19 protein-coding genes are annotated in these 21,623 nt (G+C 60.8%); 4 read left to right on the forward strand and 15 right to left on the reverse strand.

What is annotated here, in order from left to right; translation table 11 throughout:
* Positions 1-53: 53 nt before the first annotated feature.
* The 5 genes from glcF to ACA069_RS11475 form a co-directional block, all read right to left on the reverse strand.
* Positions 54-1,274 (reverse strand): glycolate oxidase subunit GlcF, encoded by a 1,221-nt coding sequence (glcF, locus tag ACA069_RS11455; RefSeq protein WP_497617584.1) that lies wholly within the window; start codon positions 1,272-1,274, stop codon positions 54-56.
* Positions 1,275-1,276: 2 nt separating this feature from the next.
* Positions 1,277-2,326 (reverse strand): glycolate oxidase subunit GlcE, encoded by a 1,050-nt coding sequence (gene glcE / locus ACA069_RS11460; RefSeq protein ID WP_401269180.1) that lies wholly within the window; start codon positions 2,324-2,326, stop codon positions 1,277-1,279.
* Positions 2,326-3,825, reverse strand: coding sequence for a glycolate oxidase subunit GlcD (gene glcD / locus ACA069_RS11465; RefSeq protein WP_497617585.1), 1,500 nt, complete (start codon positions 3,823-3,825; stop codon positions 2,326-2,328). The genes glcE and glcD overlap by 1 nt, the downstream gene beginning before the upstream one ends.
* Positions 3,826-4,016: 191 nt before the next feature.
* A complete protein-coding gene (locus ACA069_RS11470; protein ID WP_497617586.1) occupies positions 4,017-4,943 on the reverse strand; it encodes an alpha/beta fold hydrolase in 927 nt (308 codons plus the stop codon).
* A gap of 21 nt (positions 4,944-4,964) precedes the next feature.
* Positions 4,965-6,419, reverse strand: coding sequence for a flavin-containing monooxygenase (locus ACA069_RS11475; RefSeq protein WP_401269185.1), 1,455 nt, complete (start codon positions 6,417-6,419; stop codon positions 4,965-4,967).
* A 187-nt stretch (positions 6,420-6,606) separates the two neighbouring features.
* Here ACA069_RS11475 and ACA069_RS11480 point away from each other — a divergent pair, with 187 nt between their 5' ends.
* Both ACA069_RS11480 and ACA069_RS11485 read left to right on the forward strand, forming a co-directional pair.
* A complete protein-coding gene (locus tag ACA069_RS11480) occupies positions 6,607-7,680 on the forward strand; it encodes a diguanylate cyclase (RefSeq protein WP_187677063.1) in 1,074 nt (357 codons plus the stop codon).
* A gap of 115 nt (positions 7,681-7,795) precedes the next feature.
* Positions 7,796-9,034, forward strand: coding sequence for a M20/M25/M40 family metallo-hydrolase (locus tag ACA069_RS11485; protein ID WP_497617589.1), 1,239 nt, complete (start codon positions 7,796-7,798; stop codon positions 9,032-9,034).
* A 444-nt stretch (positions 9,035-9,478) separates the two neighbouring features.
* On the opposite strand, the gene ACA069_RS11490 is transcribed toward ACA069_RS11485, so the two are convergent.
* The 8 genes from ACA069_RS11490 to ACA069_RS11525 all read right to left on the reverse strand — a co-directional run bounded on the left by ACA069_RS11490 (position 9,479) and on the right by ACA069_RS11525 (position 17,933).
* Positions 9,479-10,348, reverse strand: coding sequence for an isocitrate lyase/PEP mutase family protein (locus ACA069_RS11490; RefSeq protein WP_016774123.1), 870 nt, complete (start codon positions 10,346-10,348; stop codon positions 9,479-9,481).
* 348 nt (positions 10,349-10,696) lie between these two features.
* A complete protein-coding gene (astA, locus tag ACA069_RS11495) occupies positions 10,697-11,731 on the reverse strand; it encodes an arginine N-succinyltransferase (protein ID WP_497617591.1) in 1,035 nt (344 codons plus the stop codon).
* A gap of 61 nt (positions 11,732-11,792) precedes the next feature.
* Complete coding sequence (locus ACA069_RS11500) at positions 11,793-12,809, reverse strand: arginine N-succinyltransferase (protein ID WP_187677067.1); 1,017 nt, start codon at positions 12,807-12,809, stop codon at positions 11,793-11,795.
* 117 nt (positions 12,810-12,926) lie between these two features.
* Positions 12,927-14,276, reverse strand: a complete 1,350-nt coding sequence (locus ACA069_RS11505; protein ID WP_497617594.1) for an APC family permease — start codon at positions 14,274-14,276, stop codon at positions 12,927-12,929.
* Positions 14,277-14,367: 91 nt separating this feature from the next.
* On the reverse strand, positions 14,368-15,120 hold the full coding sequence (locus ACA069_RS11510) for an N-formylglutamate amidohydrolase (RefSeq protein WP_497617596.1): 753 nt from the start codon (positions 15,118-15,120) through the stop codon (positions 14,368-14,370).
* Positions 15,104-16,435: a type I glutamate--ammonia ligase gene (locus ACA069_RS11515; protein ID WP_497617598.1), complete on the reverse strand. Its 1,332-nt coding sequence runs from the start codon at positions 16,433-16,435 to the stop codon at positions 15,104-15,106. The genes ACA069_RS11510 and ACA069_RS11515 overlap by 17 nt, the downstream gene beginning before the upstream one ends.
* Entirely contained in the window at positions 16,432-17,076 is a 645-nt protein-coding gene (locus tag ACA069_RS11520) for a cysteine hydrolase family protein (protein WP_497617600.1), read from the reverse strand. Before ACA069_RS11520 ends, ACA069_RS11515 begins: the two co-directional genes overlap by 4 nt.
* Before the next feature lie 2 nt (positions 17,077-17,078).
* Positions 17,079-17,933 (reverse strand): MurR/RpiR family transcriptional regulator, encoded by an 855-nt coding sequence (locus ACA069_RS11525; RefSeq protein ID WP_187677072.1) that lies wholly within the window; start codon positions 17,931-17,933, stop codon positions 17,079-17,081.
* A 330-nt stretch (positions 17,934-18,263) separates the two neighbouring features.
* On the opposite strand from ACA069_RS11525, the gene ACA069_RS11530 reads away from it, so the two are divergent.
* On the forward strand, positions 18,264-18,833 hold the full coding sequence (locus tag ACA069_RS11530) for a histidine phosphatase family protein (RefSeq protein ID WP_489879991.1): 570 nt from the start codon (positions 18,264-18,266) through the stop codon (positions 18,831-18,833).
* A complete protein-coding gene (gene cobF / locus ACA069_RS11535; RefSeq protein WP_497617603.1) occupies positions 18,833-19,594 on the forward strand; it encodes a precorrin-6A synthase (deacetylating) in 762 nt (253 codons plus the stop codon). Before ACA069_RS11530 ends, cobF begins: the two co-directional genes overlap by 1 nt.
* Before the next feature lie 149 nt (positions 19,595-19,743).
* Here the strand turns inward: cobF and ACA069_RS11540 are convergent, their stop codons facing one another.
* On the reverse strand, positions 19,744-20,925 hold the full coding sequence (locus ACA069_RS11540) for an acetyl-CoA C-acetyltransferase (RefSeq protein WP_489879993.1): 1,182 nt from the start codon (positions 20,923-20,925) through the stop codon (positions 19,744-19,746).
* Positions 20,926-20,936: 11 nt separating this feature from the next.
* The gene (locus ACA069_RS11545; protein ID WP_221733818.1) at positions 20,937-21,602 is read right to left on the reverse strand and encodes a CoA transferase subunit B; all 666 of its coding nucleotides are present in this window, start codon (positions 21,600-21,602) and stop codon (positions 20,937-20,939) included.
* Positions 21,603-21,623: the final 21 nt, after the last annotated feature.

Genomic DNA, 21,623 nt, shown 5'->3' on the forward strand with positions numbered 1-21,623 from the left:
AGGAAAAGATCGCAGCCTTCTCCCGCGCGGGCAAACGAAGAATCCTACGAACTTCATTCTGCCAACGACTGATCCACCAGTTCGATCCAGTGCCTGACCGGTGTCCGACCAGCACTGGCGAGGTGGCTCTGGCAGCCGATGTTGGAGGTGACGATCAGCTCGGGGCGGCCGCTTTCCAGAGCATTGAGGCGGTTGTCGCGCAGTTGCCGGGCGATGGCCGGTTGGGTCAGCGAATAAGTGCCCGCCGAACCGCAGCACAAATGACCGTCCGGCACGTTGGTCAGGTTGAAGCCCAGGCGAGTCAGCACCGCTTCAACGGCGCCGCCAAGTTTCAACGCGTGCTGCAAGGTGCACGGGCAATGCACGGCGATGCGCTGTTCGCCGGCGGCACACACCTGCTCTAGCGGTTCCTGCGCGATAACCTGCACCAGATCGAGGGTCAGTTCGCTGATCCGCCGCGCCTTGTCGGCGTAAGCCGGATCATCCTCCAGCAGATGCCCGTAATCCTTGATGAACGCGCCGCAGCCGCTGGCGGTCTGCACGATGGCTTCGGCGCCGTTTTGCAGACGCGGCCACCAGGCGTCGATGTTCTGCCGGGCGCGGTCGAGGCCTTTGGCCTGGGCGTCGAGGTGATAGTCCAGCGCGCCGCAACAACCCGCTTCGGCCACTGGCGTGACACTGATCCCGAGTCGATCCAGCACCCGCGCCGTGGCGTCATTGGTATTCGGCGACAAACCCGGTTGCACGCAGCCTTCCAGCAGCAAAACCCGGCGCGCATGCTGTGGGTGCGGGCGCACACCCGAACTCGGCAGATGCTGTGGCAGTTTGCTTTCAAACATTCGCGGCAACAGCGGTCGGAATGCCGTGCCCATCCGCAGCAAACCCTTGAACAACCCCGGATTCGGTGCCAAGGCCCGCAGTCCCTCACGCAACAAACGCTGCGCCGCCGGACGCGGTACCGCGTGATCGACCACCGCCCGGCCAATGTCGAGCAAGTTGTGATAATCGACGCCGGACGGGCAGGTGGTTTCGCAGTTGCGGCACGACAGGCAGCGGTCCAGGTGCAGTTGCGTCTGCGGGGTGGCCGGTGCGCCTTCGAGCACTTGCTTGATCAGATAGATGCGCCCGCGCGGGCCATCGAGTTCATCACCGAGTAATTGATAGGTCGGACAGGTGGCGTTGCAAAAGCCGCAATGCACGCAAGTGCGCAGGATCTTTTCCGCCTCGGCGGCACGGGGCAACAGTCGGGATTGCTCGCTGAGGGTGGTTTGCATGGCTAGAACTCCGCGTACATCCGGCCTGGATTGAACAGCCCTTGCGGGTCGAGTTGCGCCTTGAGTTGCCGGTGATAGCGCAGCAGGGTCCAGTCCAGCGGCTGGAACGGCGAGTCACTGGCGCCGTGAGTGAAGCACGTGGCGTGGCCGCCGAGTTCCTGAGCGTGGATATGAATGTGCGGTTTGTCGGATTTAAGCCAGCGTTGCGCGCCGGCCCAGTCGATCAGTTGCTCGCCTGGCAAGTCCAGTGGGCCGAGGTTATTGGGCAGTGACAGGCGCCAAAGCGGCAGGCCTTCGTCGAAAAACGGCAAACGTTGTTCGTTCAAATCCCGCCAGAACACCGAGTCCAGCGGTTCACCGCCCAAACGTTGATGCGCCGCCGTCACAGAGCCTTCGCCGCCCTCAAGGCGCAGGTAAAGACTGTCGCCATCGTGACACGCGGCGCTGATCGGCAGCGGTTGCTGGCCCCATTCGGCGAGATTGGCCAAGGCGCGGGTGCAGTCGATATCGAGGCGGATGCTCAGGCACTGACGGGGTTTGGGCAGGACTTTCAGCGAGACTTCAGTCAGCACGCCGAGGCAGCCGTAACTACCGGCCATCAGCCGCGACAGGTCATAACCAGCGACGTTTTTCATCACTTCACCGCCGAAGCGCAGGTGTTGGCCGAGACCGGTGATCACCCTTGTGCCGAGGACGAAATCCCGCACCGAGCCTGACCATGGCCGCCGTGGCCCGGACAACCCGGTGGCGATCATGCCGCCGACCGTGGCGCCGTCGCCGAACGCGGGCGGTTCGCACGGCAACATTTGCCCGGCAGCGTCCAGCGCGGCGAGCAACTCGGACAACGGCGTGCCGGCACGCACGCTGACTACCAACTCGGTCGGGTCATAACGAACGATGCCACGGTGCGCGCGAGTATCCAGCACTTCACCGGCCACTTCGCGCCCGAGAAACGCCTTGCTGTTGCCGCCCTGAATCTTCAGCGGCGTGGCGTTGGCCCGCGCTTGATTGACCTGATCGAGCAGGGCGCTGCTGGCATCGAAATCGGCCATCAGAAGCGCTCCAGCTCAGGGAATGGCAGTTGCCCGGCGTGAATGTGCATCGCACCGAATTCGGCGCAGCGGTGCAGGGTCGGGATGTTCTTGCCGGGGTTGAGCAGGCCCTTCGGGTCGAACGCGGCTTTTACCGCGTGAAACAGGCGCAGTTCGTCGTTATTGAACTGCGCGCACATCTGATTGATTTTCTCGCGGCCGACCCCGTGTTCGCCGGTAATGCTGCCGCCGACCTGCACGCACAATTCGAGGATCTTGCCGCCCAGCGCTTCGGCGCGATGCAGTTCGCCGGGTTGGTTGGCGTCGAACAGGATCAGCGGGTGCATGTTGCCGTCGCCGGCATGGAACACGTTGGCCACACGCAAGTTGTACTCCTCGCCGAGGCGCGCAATGCCTTGCAACACGCCGGGCAATTCGCGGCGCGGGATGGTGCCGTCCATGCAGTAGTAGTCCGGCGACAATCGGCCGATGGCCGGGAAGGCGTTTTTGCGCCCGGCCCAGAAACGCACGCGTTCGGCTTCGTCACGGGCCTGGCGTACTTCGGTCGCGCCGGCCTCGGTCATGACGGCGCGCACCCGCAGGCAGTCGTCATGGACATCGGCTTCGACGCCATCGAGTTCGCATAGCAGGATGGCTTCGGCGTCGACCGGGTAACCGGCGTGAATGAAATCTTCAGCGGCGCGGATGGCCAGGTTGTCCATCATTTCCAGGCCACCGGGAATAATCCCTGCCGCAATAATTTCCGCCACCGCGCGCCCGGCCTTTTCCACGGAATCGAAACTGGCCAGCAGCACCTTGGCGACTTGGGGTTTGGGCAGCAGTTTGACCGTGACTTCGGTGATGATCCCCAGCAAACCTTCGGAACCAGTGAACAGCGCGAGCAGGTCGAAACCCGCTGAATCGAGGGCGTCGGAGCCCAACGTCAGGCGTTCGCCTTCGATGGTCAGCACTTCGATTTTCAGCAGGTTGTGCACGGTCAAGCCGTACTTGAGGCAATGCACGCCGCCGGCGTTTTCGGCGACATTGCCGCCGATCGAACAGGCGATCTGTGACGACGGGTCCGGCGCGTAATACAGGCCGAACGGCGCGGCGGCCTGGGAGATTGCCAGATTGCGTACGCCCGGCTGAACCCGTGCGGTGCGCGCAGCCGGGTCGATGTGCAGGATGTTGTTGAAACGCGCCATGACTAGCAGCAAGCCTTTTTCCAGCGGCAAGGCACCGCCGGACAAACCGGTGCCCGCGCCACGGGCGACCACCGGAACGTTTTGTTGATGGCAGAGTTTGAGCAGGGTCTGCACTTGATCGAGCCGACGGGGCAGGGCAACCAGCATGGGCGTCGTGCGGTAAGCCGACAGACCGTCGCATTCGTAGGGTTTGAGTTCGTCTTCACGCCACAGAATGTCGAGGTCGGGCACGGCTTGCTGCAAGGCCTTGAGCAGCTCGGCCTTGTTCACGTCAGGCAGCGAACCGTCGAGGCGTTCGTCATACAAAATGTTCATCGCAAAACCCACCGTCTTATGGGTAGAAATACTTTCCTGTGGCGAGGGGATTTATCCCCGATGGGCTGCGTAGCAGACCCAACCCAGTGAATGCGATCTGTCCTGAACCAACTCAATGCCAAGACGGGGGCCGCTGCGCAGCCCATCGGGGATAAATCCCCTCGCCACAGGGATCGCGTTCTTCCGGACGTTCATCGCTGGGTTTCCAGAAACTCCCGGTACAACCGCGCGGTATTAACCGGCTGTTCGACCATCGGCATATGCCCGACGCCGTCCCACACATCCACCTGCAAATTGACGATGCCTTTGCTCCAGATCGGCACGCTGCTGACGTCGATCAGCCGATCCTTGCGCCCCCACAGCAGCAGCGCCGGACATTTGATATCGGCCAGTTTCGGCTCCATCGGCGGGCTGGCGCGGAAATCGCGGAAGATCTCTTCCAGTTCATCGCGTTGCCGTTCGTAGCGCTGGGCGATGGCGTCCAGTACCAGCTTCGGCACCCACGGCGGCGAAGCCATGGTCATGGCATAAAACTGCTGGAATTCCTCTCGGGAATTTATCAGAAACGGGTTATGCCCACGGGCCAGATGCCGCTCCATGTCACTGACCTCCGGCGCCGTGACGCCGGCCGGATCAATCAGCGCTACCGAGGCAATCCGGTCCGGATACGTCGCCGCCAACCACGCCGCAATGTAGCCGCCCATGGAGTTGCCGATCACATGGACTTTCTCCACGCCGCAGACGTCGAGCAACTGGATCATGCGCTTGGCCTGCAGCGGGATATCGTAGCCGCCGCCGGCCTTGAAGCCGGTTTCACCGTGGCCGGCCAGATCCGGAATGATCACTCGATACTGGCGCACGAAATGCCGCGAGAAGCGCAGCCACAGGTTCTTGTCGGCGCTGTAACCGTGCAGCATCAGGATCGCGCTGGCAGCTTCGTACGGCCCACCTTGCCAGGTCGAGACGGTCATCTCGGCGATCGGCACTTCGATCTTGTGCAGCTTGTACAACTTGGCTTCGGTGGCCATGTTCAGGTCATACAGCCAATGGCCGACCGCCGGGTAACTCAACCAACTCCAGGCCACGAACACTGCGAGGGCGACAAACAGCAAAAGCATCGACGTCTTCCTTTTACGTAGTCAGGACAGAATGTGATCGGCCGGTTTCAGCGCCCGGGTCAAGCGGTAATAGCTGAAACTGAAGCCGGGAAACATAGCGATCACATGACCGCTCTTGCTTTGATACCAACTGTGGCAGCCGCCGGACTTCCAGACCGTGCGCTCCATCTCCCGGTGGATCATCTCAGTGTAGGTACGTTCTGCCTCGGGACGTACTTCGATGCTGCGCAGGCCTTTGGCCTGCACGGTGCGGATGCAGTCGAGGATGTAGTTCATCTGCGATTCGATGATGAACAGCGCCGATGTGTGGCCAATGCCCGTGTTGGGGCCGGTGACGATAAACAGGTTGGGAAAGTCCGGCAGGCTGGTGCCGAGGTAGGCGCGGGGGTATTCGGCCCAGACCTCTCTGAGCTGCACGGCGTTTTTTCCGCTGACCGGGTAGGAAATAACGCCATCGGTGGCGTCGTAACCGGTCGACCAGACGATCAGATCAACATCGATGTGCTGACCGTCCTGGGTGTTGATCCCGCTTTCGTCGATGGAGGCGATGCCTTGTTCGCGACTGTGCAAGGTGACGTTAGGCCGAGTCAGCGCCGGGTAGTAAGTACTGGAAACCAGCACCCGTTTGCAGCCGATGGTGAAATCCGGGATGAGTTTTTGCTGAAGTAACGGATCGGGCACCTGGCGCTTGAGAAAGCGCAATGCCTGCTTCTGCACCAGGTGAATCGCCGGCTTCGAGTATTTGAAGGCAATTACCCGGGTTTCGAACTGCCAGTAGATCAGCCAGCGCAATAGCTTGTAGGCCGGTTTCAAGCCCAACAGCCAACGCTGAAACGGCCCGAACACGCGATCAGCGCGAGGCAACACCCAATGCGGTGTGCGCTGGAACACATGCAACTGCTCGACCTTCGGCGCAATCGCCGGGATCACCTGCGCCGCGCTGGCGCCGCTGCCGACGATGGCCACGCGTTTACCGCGGTAGTCGTAGCTGTGATCCCAATGGTTTGTGTGAAAAGTCTTGCCCTGAAAGCGCTCCTGCCCCGGGAAGTGCGGGATCACCGGTTGGCTCAACGGCCCGGTGGCATTGATCATGAACTGCGCGTAGAACGTGCCCTTGGTCGCGGTGTGGACGGCCCAGCGTTTTTCAGCCTCGTCCCACTCGACGCGCTCGACATTGGCCTGCAGTTCCACCCGCTCACGCAGACCGAACTGGTCGATCACATGCTCGGTGTAACGGTGCAGTTCCGCCTGCTCGGCAAACATCTGCGACCAGCGGTACGGCGCGAACGACAGCGAATACAGCGGCGACGGCACGTCCACCGCCGCGCCGGGGTAAGTGTTCTGGCACCAGGTGCCACCGAAGAAGTCGCGCCGTTCCAGCATACGAAAATCGTCGATCCCGGCCTTGAGCAGGTTGACCGCCGCACACTGGCCGCCAAAACCGCTACCGATGATCAACACTTGGTAAGTCTGCATGGGCCTCCTTCTTATAGTTGTTTTTCCGTTTTCCTCCTTTCATGTATAGCCAAATATTTGCACTGTGCCCGGCGGATCAGCGCCCGTTGAGCCCGCTAGCCGGTGATGGCTATTTAACGTCGCCCTGTTAGACTCCAAGCAAGTCCGTCTGACGGTGTGCAAGTTCCGTCGAGTGATCGAGGCCCCTATGGGAAACACGGGAGGGAAGGGACTTTCATTGGCCAGGAGGCTCTACACATCGCGAACCCTCGGTCTGGTCCTGGGGCTTCTGTGCGTGAGCGTGGCGATGTACCCGCTCGATCCACCGCTGTGGGTATGGGCGCTGATGCTGATCAACGGCCTGGTCTGGCCGCATTTGGCCTTTCAATGGGCGCGCCGTTCAAGCGTGCCTTACCACGGCGAACACCGAAATCTATTGATCGACGCCTTTCTCGGCGGTTTTTGGGTCGCCGCCATGCAGTTCAATCCGCTGCCCAGCGCCACGACCATCTCGATGATGGCGATGAATAACGTGGCCATCGGCGGTGTGCGCTTTCTGCTGGCCGGTTCTGCGGCGCAGCTCCTTGGGGTTGGCGTAGGGCTGGTGGTGTTTGCCCCAGCCTTCATTCCGCAAACCTCACCCTTGCAACTGTATGCCTGCCTGCCGTTGCTGATGCTCTATCCGCTGGCGCTGGGCTGGATCTGTTTTCGCCAGGCCTACACGCTGGGGCTGCATAAACGTGAATTGCTCGCGCTTAGCCGCACCGACAGCCTCACCGGGCTGCTCAACCACGGTGCCTGGAAGGATCAACTGGAAATCGCCTTTCAGCGCTGCAAACGGCAGAAACAGGGGGCGGCGATTGCATTGATCGACATCGATCATTTCAAGGCGATCAATGACACCTACGGCCATGTGGCCGGCGACATCGTGCTGCGGCAACTGAGCAAACTGCTCAAGCAGAACCTGCGTGCCACCGACATCGCGGGGCGATATGGGGGCGATGAATTCTGCGTGATTCTCCCGGAGCTACCATTGTTCCATGCCGCCCAGGCCATGGAAGCGTTGCGCGAGCGCTTCGCCACGCTCGGTTATGAGCAGAACCCGGCGTTGAAGGTCAGCTTGAGCATCGGACTGGCGGAGTACGATCCGGCCCATGCCGATGCGACGCGTTGGCTCAATGATGCGGATCAGGCGTTGTACGAGGCCAAGGCCAGTGGGCGCAACCGGGTTATCTGCAATTGCGACAACCTGCCCAAGCAGCCGGTGCTCGACTCGGTCTGACTCCCCGTATATCAACTGTGTGAACCGGTTCAATCGGTGTCGCATCCGGGATAGAGCCTCGCGTCAATGTCAGGTACGGTTCAAGTCCCTCCCGACGCGAAACAAGGATCGATTCATGACGTTCTCATTTTCCCGCTCCCTGCTGGCCGCCAGCCTCGGCCTGACGCTCGCTTTCTCTGCCGCTACCGCCAATGCCGAACCGCATAAACAAGTCCTCGCCAATGCTGAGCAATACCAGCCCGAAGCCCTGAAACTGCTGGAACGCCTGGTTAATATCGATACAGGCTCCGGTTATGAGCCAGGCCTCAAGCAAGTCAGCGAGATTGTCATTGATGAGCTGAAAAAGCTCGGAGCCACCCTCGAACTGGTACCCAATACCCCGGAAAAAACCAACCACGTACTGGCCACGTTCAAGGGCACCGGCAAGGCGAAAATCCTGCTGATGGCGCACATGGACACGGTGTTCAAGGAAGGTTCGGCGGCCGAGCGGCCATTCCACATCAAGGACGGACGCGCCTACGGCCCGGGGGTGATGGACGACAAGGGCGGCATCGTCGCCGGGATCTATGCACTGACAATCCTGAAAAACCTCGACTTCAAGGACTACGCGCAAATCACCTTCCTGCTCGACGCTAGCGAAGAAACCGGCTCGGACGTCGCCACCGACCTGATCAAGAAAACCGCCAAACTGCATGACGTGACGCTCAATCTTGAGCCGGGTCGTCCGGCCGATGGCCTGGTGGTGTGGCGCAAGGGCAGCGCGACGGCGGTGGTCGAGGTCAAGGGCAAAGCGGCGCATGCCGGGGTCGCGCCGGAATTGGGGCGCAACGCGGCGATGGAAGCGGCGCACCAGATTCTGCAACTGGGCAAGCTGGGTGATGAGGCGAAGAAAACCACCATCAACTTCACCGTGCTCAAGGCTGGCGATCGCACCAACGTGATTCCGGATCAAGCCACGGCCAAGGCTGACGTGCGTGCGGCGGTGCCGGAGGAGTTCGACCGGATCGAGAAGGATCTGGCGCGGGTGTCGCAGGACAAGCTGATTCCAGACACCGTGGTGACCACGAGTTTGCAACGGGGTCTACCGCCGATGCCGCAGACGGCCGAGTCAGATCGTCTGATGGCCATGGCTCAGGGGATTTACGGCGAAATCGGCCGCAAATTGACCGAGGAGGGCAGCGGTGGCGCGGCCGATGCGAGTCTGTCGGCCGGGGTTGGCACGCCGACGCTGGATGGCTTCGGGATTGTTGGCGGCAACATTCATACGCCGGAGGAATATGCGGAGGTGGCGAGTGTGGCGCCGCGGATATATCTGTTGTCGCGGATGATCATGGAGTTGTCCAAGGGGCAGTGACGGGAGTTTGTCGTTATTCATAGCGTAACCCCCCGTCCTGTAGGAACTGTCGAGTGAAACGAGGCTGCGATCTTTTGATCTTCAGGGGGAAAATCAAAAGATCGCAGCCTTCGGCAGCTCCTACAGGGGCTTCAACTCCGCGACGATCGTGGCCGGTCGAATACAGAACCTGACACATTTGGAGTGAATTCTATGACCGACCAAGTAATGCCACGTCCTCCCCATCTGTTGATGCGCGAAGGGTGTGCGATTTTGAATGTGATTCAGGCCAGGGCGATGCAGCGGGAGGAGGCTTACAAAACCCCGATTTAGCGGTGTAGCGGCAGATGCCTTCGCGAGCAGGCTCGCTCCCACAGTGGATTGTAGTGAGCACAGAATGTGTGTTCGACACAGATCAAATGTGGGAGCGAGCCTGCTCGCGAAGAGGCCGGTGCGGCCAACACATCACTCCTTGACGCTCATATATTCCTTGGCCCAGAGAATGTATTCCTCCGGCTGGGTATAGGTATGCGTCAATTCGGTCGCGCTCAAGTCCGAAGCCTGGGTAAAGATCTGCCGCTGTTCGCGCAGGCTGTCGTAGGTTGCCTTGATCGCCGCGAAGTACGCGCCATGGCCGTCGATGGTCACGCGCACGCCCAGTTCGGCCAGACGTTTGTCGTCGCGCAGTGCCGGGTTGCCGTAGGTCACCAGCATCAGCGGCACGGTCAGATGTTCTGCAATCTGCTCCAACTGATCGAAGTCCTGCACGCCAACCATGCAAATGCCATCGGCGCCGGCAGCCTGATACTGGCGGGTGCGGCTGATGATTTCCTGGTTCGGCAGGATGCCGGCGTTGGTGCGGGCGATGATCGCCATTTCCGTGTCGACCCTGGCTTCCAGCGCTGCGCGGATCTTGCCGACGCCTTCGGCAACCGTGATCAGGTCAGTGGATTTACGGCCAAATTGGGCGGGCAGCAAGGTGTCTTCGATGGTCAGGGCGGCGACGCCGGCGCGTTCCAGTTCGACGATGGTGCGCATCACGTTGAGGGCGTTGCCGTAGCCGTGGTCGGCGTCGGCAATCACCGGTAATTGGGCGACACGGCCGATGCGGGTGGCCTGTTCGGCGAACTCGCTGAGGGTGATCAGGGCAAAGTCCGGCGCGCCCAATACCTGCAACGAGGCCACGGAACCACCGAGAATCCCCACTTCAAAACCCAGGTCCGCGGCAATGCGGGCGGACATCGGGTCGAACACCGAGGCCGTGTGGTAGCAGGTGTCGGAGGCCAGCAGCTGACGGAAGTTACGGCGCAAATCTTGATGGGAAAGCCTGGTCATACGAGTTCCACCAATACAAAGGAATGGAACGGCTTGAGCAAAGGTGTCAACGCCGAAGAATGAAAAGGCTATCACGCGAATGGGTCAATGATCATGACGAATTTGCGAGGGTAGAGGTTGATGATGAATAAAGTGCTGAAAGGATTAACCTATAATGAAGGGTTTGCCTGTCTGAGAGGACCCGACTGTGGCGAGGGGATTTATCCCCGATCGGCTGCGCAGCAGTCGCAAAACCGGTGCATGCGGTATGCCTGAAAGGAAGCGGTGTTGGCTTTTTTTGGGTCCGCTTCGCAGCCCATCGGGGATAAATCCCCTCGCCACAGTTGGATCTCCTCCATATAGGGGGGATCAGGCAGCCACGGCCTGCTGCTGTTGATTGGGCAACATCACTGCCCGCACCGAATTGCCCGGTTGCAGTTGCAGGCGCTTGGCCGTGAGGCGGTCGATCACCAGGCTGCTGCCGACCCGGCGAGCGCGGGCGACGGTGATGCGGCAGTTTTCCAGGCGGCGGTTATGGATCAGCCACAGCGGCGCCTGTTCGTCCGGGGTGCCGAGGCTAAGGGCCAACTCAAGGCTGTCGCGCACCGTGCGAATATTGCGGATTGGCGCTTCGATCACCGGCCCACCGTCGAAAATGTCGATATAGCCTTTGTGGGCAAAACCCTCAGCCTGGAGGATCTTCAGCGCCGGTTCGGTATTGGGGTGCGCCTGACCGATGGCGGCTTGCGCCTGTTCGGTGAGCAGGCAGGTGTACAGCGGCTGGCGCGGCATCAATTCGGCGATGAACGATTTGTTACCCAGCCCCGACAGGTGATCGGCGTGACTGAAGTCCATCTGGAAGAAGTGTCGGCCCAGACTGTCCCAGAACGGCGAGCAACCCAGCTCATCGGCACTGCCGCGCAGTTCGGCGATCATTTTCTCGCCAAACAGATGAGGGAACTCAGCGACGAACAGCAAACGCCCCAACGACAACAAGCGGCCGTTGCTGCCGTGGCGATGGTCATGGCCCAGAAACAACGAGCACAACTCCGATTGGCCGGTCAGTTCATTATTGAGGAACAGCGTCGGGATCTGCCGTTGAATGCCCAGGTCCGGGGCCGAACTCACCGTCAGCCCGACCCGATAGTTGTACCAGGGCTCGCGCAAACCAACCGCGCCGGCCATTGCGCTGACACCCACCACGCGCATGTCATCGTCTTCGAGCACAAACAGATAGTCGGCATCGGCACGTTCCACCTGCTCGGCGAACGCCCGTTGCGCCCAGCGTACCCGGTGGGACAGGCGATCTTCGTTGGCCGGCAGGGTGGTGAACCCCGGGCCTGCCTGCTGTACCAGCGTCATCAACGCGGGCAGGTCGCTGACTTTAACCGGGCGGACAATCATGCTGTAACTCCTTCTTCGCGCCTGTTCGGGCACTGTCGTTGGGTGCGGAACCGGGCGCGGTTCACAGGGCAATCAGCCGGATCGGGCTGTCATCGGTCACGTTCAGCGCCGCACACATTGCAGGGGTGAGGGACAGCGGTTGATCGGGGTGGTAATCAAGTTCGGCGACGATGGCCCGGAAGCCATGCAGCGCATCGTTGCTCAGCAGATAACGGCTGCGTGCATCAATGTGCGATTGTTGCTGCGCCTGTGCGGTCCGGCTTTGAGCGACTGAACGGATGTTCGCGGTACGCGCATACAGCGTAGGGCCGGCGTCGAACAGGTCGATGTAGCTGTTGGTTTCAAAGCCTTCGCGCTCAAGAATGTCGAAGGCTTCCTGGCCATCCGGGTGAATACGGCCGATACAGTCCTGCGCCGCTTGCGGCAGCATCGGCACGTAGATCGGGTATTGCGGCATCAGTTCGGCGAGGAACGCGCGGCTCTGCAACCCGCACAGGCGCTCGGCCTCGGCGTAGGGCAGGTCGAAGAAGTGTTTGCCCAGCGCATCCCAGAACGGCGAATGACCGTTCTCGTCGCTGTAACCGACGATTTCGGTAATCACTGCTTCGGCGAAGCGCTGCGCATGGGCCGCGATGAACAGCAGGCGCGCCCGCGAGAGCAATTCGGAAAACGGCGTTCGCACCAGCGCTGCGTCGATGTGGAAACCACGCAACAGGGTGTGATCGTTCAGGTCGTGGCACAACGAAAGCGCCGGCACGCCGTGCTCGATATTCAGCTCCCGCGAGGCACTGGTGAAATGGCGATTGCGCAGGCTGTAGAACGGCTCGCCAAAACCGGCCTTGGCGAGGATCTCCGAACAACCGACCAGCCGCTGACTGTCGGAATCTTCCAGCACAAAGAAATAGTTCTCCGGGCCGTGTGCTGCGGCTTCGCTGTCAAACGAGGCACAGGAACCAGCGATTTTCTCGCGCAAACGCTCGCTGTCGTCCGGCAAGGAGGTCACGCCCACCAGACTGTCGCGGGCCAATTGTTGGAGCTGGGGCAGGTCATTCTGCTCGACTGGGCGTAAGACCAGCATGGATGTACTCCTGTATCAAAAGGTTCGGCGAATCACCGAACCTGACTATCACTGTCGGTTTCCACGCGTTAAAGCGGCGGTCGCCTGATTTGTTGTCAGACGCCGCTCTTTTTCTTGTCAGCCGTTGCTCGGGTCAGGCAGCGCGGTACTGGCGCCGAACTTGTTGAGGAAAAACAGGTACACCAGGCCCAGACCAATCCAGATCAGGCCGAGTTTCTGCGCATCGACGCCCATGTTGTACATGATGGCCGCGACGATGATGAAGCCGATCACCGGGCAGATCAGATGACGCACGACCTGACCGGATTTTTGCCGACGCCAGTAGTAGTTGATCACGGTCAGGTGCAGCAGCATGAAACCGCTTAGCGCGCCGAAGTTCACCAGCGAGGTCAGGGTGTCGACCGAGTTGATAAACAGGTAGCAGATCACCAGCGACAGCACCGCCACCAGATAAATGCTCAGGTACGGGGTGTTGTGTTTCGGATGCACTTTGGCCAGCACTTTCGGCAACTTGCCGTCGCGGGCCATGCCGAACAGCAGGCGCGAGACAGCGGCTTGCGAAGTGATCGCCACCGCCACGCCCCAGGCCAGCGCAGTCGCTACAGCGGTCAGGGTCGCCAGCCAACTGCCAGCGGCGATTTCGGCAATTTCATAGAACGCGGTGTCGGCGGATTTGAAGCCCATGCCCGCTGCCAGATCAGTAGCAATCCAGGTCTGCGCGACGAAGATCACACCCATCACCATCAAGGTGATCAGAGCGGCTTTGCCGACGCTGCGGCCCGGGTCGTCCTTGATCTCTTCGGCGAGGGTGGAAATCGCGTCGAAGCCGAGGAACGACAGCACCGCAATCGACACCGCTTGCATCAGCAGGGCGAAATTGAAGGTTTCCGGGTGATACAGCGGCGCCAGAGTCAGCTCGCCGTTACCGCCACCGTTGTGCAGGGCGTTCCAGGCGTAGAACAGGAAGATGCCCAGCACCACCAGTTGCGCCAGCAGGAAAATGATGTTCATCCGCGCGGTGAAGGTGATGCCGCGCAGGTTGACGAAGGTCGCGCTGACGAGGAACGCCAGAATGAAGCCGACTTTCGGAATGTCCGGATACAAATGGTTGAGCGCCATCGCCGCATACACATACAGCAGCGGTGGTATCAGCAGGTAATCGAGCAGCATCAGCCAACCGGCGATGAAGCCGACGTGTTGATTGAGGCCGCGTTGCGCGTAGGAATACACCGAGCCTGCGATCGGAAAAGCCTTGGCCATGCTGCCGTAGCTCAACGCCGTGAACAGCATCGCCACCATGCCGATGATGTACGCCAGCGGCACCATTCCCGGTGCCTCGGCATTCACGTAGCCATACACGCCGAACGGGGCGATGGGGATCATGAAGATCATCCCGTACACCACCAGATCCGTGAGCGTGAGGCTACGTTTCAACTCTTGCTTGTAGCCGAATTCTTCAATTTCCATGAAGCGCAACTCCTTGTCAGCCATCGATTGTCTTTTAGTTCTTCTATCGGTAATCCGTTACAGCATCAGCAGTCTTTACAGGCGTCTTTCCTTACAGCAATGGTGCGAGGTATCCAGCCCAGCGCGAGACGGCTTCCGGGCTTTGCAGCAAGTCGTTGCGCACCTCGATCAACACCGACTCCAGGCCGCGGGCGTCACCGTGCACTGGCACGGTCATGTCGCCCAGCGGATCTATCTTGTACGGCTGGTTGCCCGCGACTTTCAGCGGAAGCTCTTCGAGGCCGTCGAGCAGCCGTTGGGCATACGTCTTGGCCTGACCGAACAACACGCCGATTTCCAGCGGGCGCGGCTGGCCGTAATACACCGGGGTGAAACTGTGAATCCCGACCACCCGCACCGGTTGACCCTTGGCGATGCGTTCGTCGATCAGCGTCTGCAACTGTGTGTGAAACGGCTTGAACAGCGTCTGGCGCCGGTATTCTCGGGTGGCTTCGTCCAGCTCGCGGTTGCCCGGCACTTGGTAAATCTCGCTCTGCGCCGGAATGCTGTCAGGCGCATGCCGTGGTCGATTCAGATCAATCAGCAGCCGCGAATAGTTGGCGCTCAACAGCGTCGCGCCGAGGGTTTCCGACAATTGCTCGGCCAGTTGCAGCGCGCCGATGTCCCAGGCGATGTGCTCGCGCGCGGCGGCATCGTCCAGACCCAGGTTGTTCAGGGCCTCGGGGATGTAGCGACTGGCGTGCTCGCACACCAGAATCACCGGGTGCGTCGAGTCAGCGCGGCTCAGGTTGTAGACCGGTCGGGTGTACAACCCCAGCTCGGCGGATTCAGTACAGGCGTGCATAGTGCTCACACAGGTCAGCGGGCGAGAGCTGTTCCGTCAGCGCCAGTTCCTCGGTTTTCAGGGCGTGGTAAGTATCGAGCAACGGCTTGGGCAGCCATTTATTGAAGGCGCCACTGTTGCGCAGGCAATCCAGTGCCTGGGCCAGCGAGACGGGCAGGGCAACGATGCCCCGCGCCGTGCGTTGCTCGTCGTTAAGTGAGTCGGGAATCTCATCGGTGATCGCGTTCAGCGCCAGACGCTGTTCGATGCCCAGGCGTCCGGCGATCAGCAGCGCAGCCATGGCCAGGTGCGGCGAGGCGGTGGCGTCCATGGCGCGGAATTCCAGGTTGAACTGCGTGGCCACGGATTTGCCGCCCAGCGTCACCGTCGGGCAGATGCGCAGCGCCGCTTCACGGTTCTGCTGGCCGAGGCAGGCGTAGGACGCGCTCCAGTGGTGCGGCTGCAAGCGCTCGTACGACACCGGCGTCGGCGCAGTAAACGCACACAGCGCGGGCAAGTAATGCAGGATGCCCGCCGCCCAATGCTGGCCGAGGGTCGACAGACCATTGCTGGTGCCCGCGTCGTAGAGCATTGGCTGGCCGGCCAGATCAAGCAGGCTGACGTGCAGGTGTACCCCGTTGCACACTGCGTTCTCGGCGGTTTTCGGCGCGAAGCTCAGGTCGAGGCCCATTTGCCGGGCAATCTCGCGGGTAATCTCGCGCACGTTTACTGCGCGGTCCGCCGCTGCCACGCCGAGGGTTGGACGGCAGGTGATTTCGTATTGATGCTTGCCGTATTCCGGCAGGAACATTTCCGGCTCGACGCCGCCGGCGCGCAGTGCGGCGAGCAGCCAGCCGCCGAATTCGGCACCTTGACGCTGCGCTTCGAGGGAAAACGCCAGGTGTTCGGCAAAACCTGCGTGCAGGTTGAATTCGTGTTCGAACGCGGCATTGACCTGCAACCCCAACGCGTCGCGGTAGCGCTCGATTTCATCACGCAACAACGTGCGCGGGCAGGCACCCCATGGGCGGCCGTCGGTTTCGCGGATATCGCCGTGAATGAAATCCAGCGCTGGTGCATCGGCATCCGGCCCGTTGCTGACGGTGACGCGGCTGCTCAGATCGGGAATCAGGCGCAAGTCACCATAGGCGCCCCACGGGTTGGTCGAGGCAATGATGTCTTGCGGCGTCAACGCGCTGTTGGCCGGAACCCAGCCGCAACCGGCGGCCTGGTAATGCTCAAGTTCATCGGTGGGGAACGAGCGGCCACGGGTGATGCCGATCAGGTCGGTGGTGACGATGGTGGTCATCGGCAGCGGCGTCAGGCGTGCGCTCATGGCTGCATCTCCTGCAACCGAGCGAGCACGGTATCGGTGTCGGTGATCCAGCAGTAACCCTTGATCGCATTCAGGCAGGCGTGATGCCGGGCTTCGTTGTAGGTGGCGCAGGCGTCTTCGACCAGCGTCACCAGATAGCCACGGTCGGCGGCGTCGCGCACGGCCATGTCGACGCATTGGTCGGTGACGATGCCGGCGATGATCAGATGGCGGGTTTCGAGGTTGCGCAGCACGTAGTCGATGTTGGTCGAGTTGAAGACCCCGGAAGAGGTTTTCGGCAGGACGATTTCGTTTTCCACCGGGGTCAGGTCTTCAATGATTCGCGCCTGCGCGCTGCCCTTGGGCAGGTGCATGTCCGACAACTTGTGATCCAGCGAGCGGTCGCGGCCATCAGCGGTCAGGCTTTCGATGATGGTGTGCAGAACGTTTTGTCGCGCCTGGCGAAAGGCACTGAGCAACCGGCGTTGATTGGGCACCACCTGCATGTGCGTGCGGGTCAGGAAATACTCGCCGTCCGGGCCGTTCAGGTGCGGGTCGAACTGCGGCTCGAGCCAGGCACGCTGCATGTCGACCAGCAGCAACGCGGTATGGTCGGTGACAAACGGCAAGTCTCGCGGCGAGCGGTGGGGAAGGCTGAACATCCTTATTTATCCTCCAGCAGGTGGGTGTTGAAGTCGTTGCGCAGGGCGTCGATGCCTTCCAGGCGATCGGCCAGATTTTCAGTACGCAGGGTCAGACAGGCGATCAGTGCTTCGACCTGAGCCAGCGCCGGGACCATGGTGTCGAACGGCGAAGCCGATTCCACCGGGGCGCTGATGATCAGGTCAGCCAGTTCGCGCAGCGGCGAGGCGTAGATGTCGGTGAACAGCACCACGCGTGCGTTGCTGTTTTTCGCGGCACTGGCGACGCGCAGGGCCTGGGTTTGATAACGGCGGTAGTCAAACACCAGCACCACGTCCTGGCGTTGCAGATCGAACAGGCGATCGGGCAGTTGCGCGTTGTCCTCCAGCGCAAAGCAACCGGGCCGCAGCAGGCGCAAGTGATTGAGCAGGTAAGTCGCCATCAGGCTGCTGAAACGGCCGCCGAAGCAGTACACCTGATGTCGGCCATCGAGCAGCCAGTCGGTGAGGATGCGCACGTCTTCGGGTTGGGTCAGCGATAGGGTTTCAACCAGCAGGCGGTGGCTGTCGCCCAGATAGTGGCTCCAGGCGTCATCCTTTTGCTGCTGCGCGCGTGGCTGCAGCAGGGTGCGCGGCGAGCGCAGGCGATGGTCCATGTCGCTGAGCAGGGCGTCCTGGAATTCGGCATAACCGCCGAAACCGAGTTTTTTCACCAGCCTGACGATGGTCGGATCGCTGACGCCGGCATGTTCGGCCAGTCGCGCCATGGGCCCCAGCCCATTGCGTGGGTACTGATCAAGCAGGGCGCGAACAACTTTGCGCTCCGACGGCGTAAGGTCGAGGCCGGGGTCGGTGATCAGGTCTCTGAGAGGGGGCATCCTGGCTCCTGCTGGATGGGTGTGTCGAATTCGTTTCACAATCCGTTAAAACAGTATTTATGTAACGGACGCTACATGTCTAGCGATTTTTTTGCCGTGTTGAAAAGGCCCTAAAATGGGGCGAGATGCCCGTGTAACAAGGGCTACATTGAGATCGACAGGTTATGTAGTCCATTGCCCATTGTGGTGTCAGATATCGCCGCTTTTTCACTATCGCTGAGTGACACTTCGCGGCATCGGACAGTCCGCAAGCCTCGGTTTACGGCACAATGGCCAACATATCGGCAATGCGCCGTTGAATTTTGATGTCCCTCGACCGAGTGATTGATTGTGCAAACCAGCCGTTTGACATTGATATGCCATGCACGAACCGTCGCACAAAAATTGGCGCGTTTTCCTACGAGTGAGCCTGTTGAAAATATTGGCTTGGCCTCTGAGGCGCTGGCTACGCGTTTCCAACCTCCGCGGCGTTTGATCTGCGGACCGGAGTTGCGCACCCGGCAGACGGCGGCGTGGTTTGGCGCGGATGCTCAAGTCGATGAGGCGCTGCGCGATTGTGATTGGGGACAGTGGCACGGCCAATCGATCAAGGATCTGCAAAGCACACAGGAAGCGGCGTTGCGCACCTGGCTGGAAGATCCCCACGCCACGCCCCACGGTGGTGAGTCGGTTGCGCAACTTTGTGAACGGGTGGCAGCGTGGCTGGTCAGTTTGCAAGCTACGCCGGGCCATGTCGTGGCGGTCACCCATCCGTTCATCATCCGCGCCGCGCTGATGCAGATGATGCGCGGTTCGGCCTTTCATGACATTGATGTCGAGCCGTTATCGGTTGTCGAATTGCGCTTCACGGGGCGCTGGCGGCTACGCTTGCCCGGTCTCGACGTTGCAGGAGCGCACTGATGAAACAACTGCTGGTGATCGGCATCGGTGCCGGCAATCCGGACTACATCACGATGCAGGCGGTGAAAGCGCTGAATCGGGTGGATGTTTTTTTTCTGATGGATAAAGGCGCGAGCAAGCACCAACTGATCGACCTGCGTCGCGAGATCTGTGAGCGCTACATCACGGATCCCACGTATCGTTTCGTCCAAGCCCACAGCCCGGAGCGCGAGCGTGGCGATGTGGACTACACCGCCAGCGTCGATGATCTGAATCGCGCCAAACAGCAAACCTTCGAACGGCTGATCAATGACGAAATGTCTGACGGCGAGTGCGGCGGTTTTCTGGTGTGGGGCGATCCGGCGTTGTACGACAGCACCATTCGTATCCTCCAGGCGATTCTGGCGTCAGGCCGCTGTGCCTTCGAATTTGAGGTGATCCCTGGGATTACCAGCGTTCAGGCGTTGGCCGCGCAGCACAAGGTGCCGCTGAATACGATTGGCCGCTCGATAGAAATCACCACAGGCCGGCGTCTGGCGGCGGGGCAGGTGAGTGATGCCGACAGTCTGGTGGTGATGCTCGACGCCGAAGATTCCTACCACCATGTGGCTGATCCGCAGACAGAGATTTACTGGGGGGCCTATCTGGGCACGCCGGATGAGATTCTGATCAGCGGCAAAATCGGGGAGGTGGCGGATGAGATCGAGCGGGTGCGCAAGGCTGCGCGGGCTGAGCATGGGTGGATCATGGATACTTATTTGCTGCGCAAGCCATATTCGTGAACGACACAATCCTCTGTCGGAGCAGCCTTCGGCAACTCCTGCAGGTAAGCAGGTAAGCAGGTAAGCAGGTAAGCAGGTAAGCAGGTAAGCAGGTAAGCAGGTAGACAGCGGGCGGATGTCGTGGATCCGCTCGCTGTCTGTATTGCTCTTTATCCGCGTTGCAGCGCCAGGGCGACGCCTTGGCCACCACCGATGCACAGGGTCGCCAGACCCTTTTTCGCATCACGCTTGATCATTTCATGCAGCAAAGTCACCAGCACCCGGCAACCCGATGCACCGATCGGGTGGCCCAAAGCGATAGCGCCACCGTTGACGTTGACCTTGTCCAGATCCCATTGCAGATCCTTGGCCACGGCCAGCGATTGTGCGGCGAAGGCTTCGTTGGCTTCGATCAGATCGAGCTGGTCAATCGACCAGCCAGCCTTGTCCAGGCAGCGACGAGTGGCCGAGACCGGGCCGATGCCCATGATCGCCGGGTCGACGCCCGCGTTGGCGTAAGCGGCGATAGTGGCCAGCACTGGCAGGCCCAGCGCCTTGGCTTTCTCGGCGCTCATCAGGATCACAGCGGCGGCGCCGTCGTTCAGCGAGGAAGCATTGCCGGCAGTGACACTGCCATCCTTTTTGAAAGCCGGGCGCAGTTTGGCCAGGGATTCGGCGGTGGTAGCGCCGCGCGGTTGCTCGTCAACCTTGAACGCAACCGGGTCGCCTTTGCGCTGCGGAATCAGGATCGGGGTGATTTCATCGACGAAGCGACCGGCCTCGATGGCAGCGGCGGCTTTTTGCTGTGAAGCAGCAGCGAAGGTGTCCTGCTGTTCACGGGTGATTTCGTATTTGTCGACCAGATTCTCGGCAGTGATACCCATGTGGTAATCGTTGAACGCATCCCACAGGCCGTCGCTGATCATGGTGTCGACGATTTGCGCGTGCCCCATGCGCAGACCGGTGCGTGCACCCGGCATCACGTAGTTGGACAGGCTCATGTTTTCCTGGCCGCCGGCGATGATCACGTCAGCGTCGCCGCAGCGGATCGCCTGAGCGCCGAGGTGCAGGGCTTTCAGACCCGAGCCGCAGACCTTGTTCAGTGTCATGGCCGGTACGGCGTGGGGCAGGCCAGCCTTGATCGCAGCCTGACGCGCCGGGTTCTGGCCGGCGCCGGCAGTCAGTACCTGGCCCATGATCACTTCATCGACCTGAGCACCGTCCAGACCGGTCTGCTCGAGCAACTGGCGGATCACCGCCGCGCCCAGATCGACTGCGGATACCGAGGCCAGCGCACCCTGGAAACTGCCGATCGCGGTACGCGTGGCAGCAACAATGACGACGTCTTGCATTTTCGAATTCCTCACTGGGCAGCGAACTGCATTTCCGGTACGTGATCAGGCACGATCAGTTTGCCGGCGGTTTTGGCCACAATCTCTTCAACGCTGACGCCCGGTGCGCGCTCTTTGAGAATGAACGCGCCGTTCTCGATTTCGAGATAGGCGAGGTCGGTCAGCACACGCTTGATGCACCCGGCGCCGGTCAGCGGCAGGCTGCACTTGGATAACAGTTTGGACTCACCATCCTTGGATGCGTGGGTCATGATGACGATGATGTTGTCGGCGCCAGCCACCAGATCCATGGCGCCGCCCATGCCCTTGACCAGTTTGCCGGGGATCATCCACGAGGCGATGTTGCCTTCGACGTCCACTTCAAACGCGCCCAGCACGGTCAGGTCGACATGGCCGCCGCGAATCATCGCAAAGGATTCGGCGGAGGAGAAGATCGACGCGCCAATGCGTGCGGTCACCGTCTGTTTGCCGGCGTTGATCATGTCGGCATCGATGGTTTCTTCCGTCGGAAAAGGACCCATGCCGAGCAGGCCGTTTTCCGATTGCAGCATGACTTCCATGCCTTCGGGGATGTAGTTGGCGACCAGGGTCGGAATGCCGATGCCGAGGTTCACGTAGTAGCCGTCCTGCATTTCGCGGGCGACGCGCTGAGCCATTTGTTCGCGGGAAAGTGCCATGTTTTTATTCTCCGTCAGCCT

The organism is Pseudomonas sp. LBUM1652, from assembly GCF_059716105.1.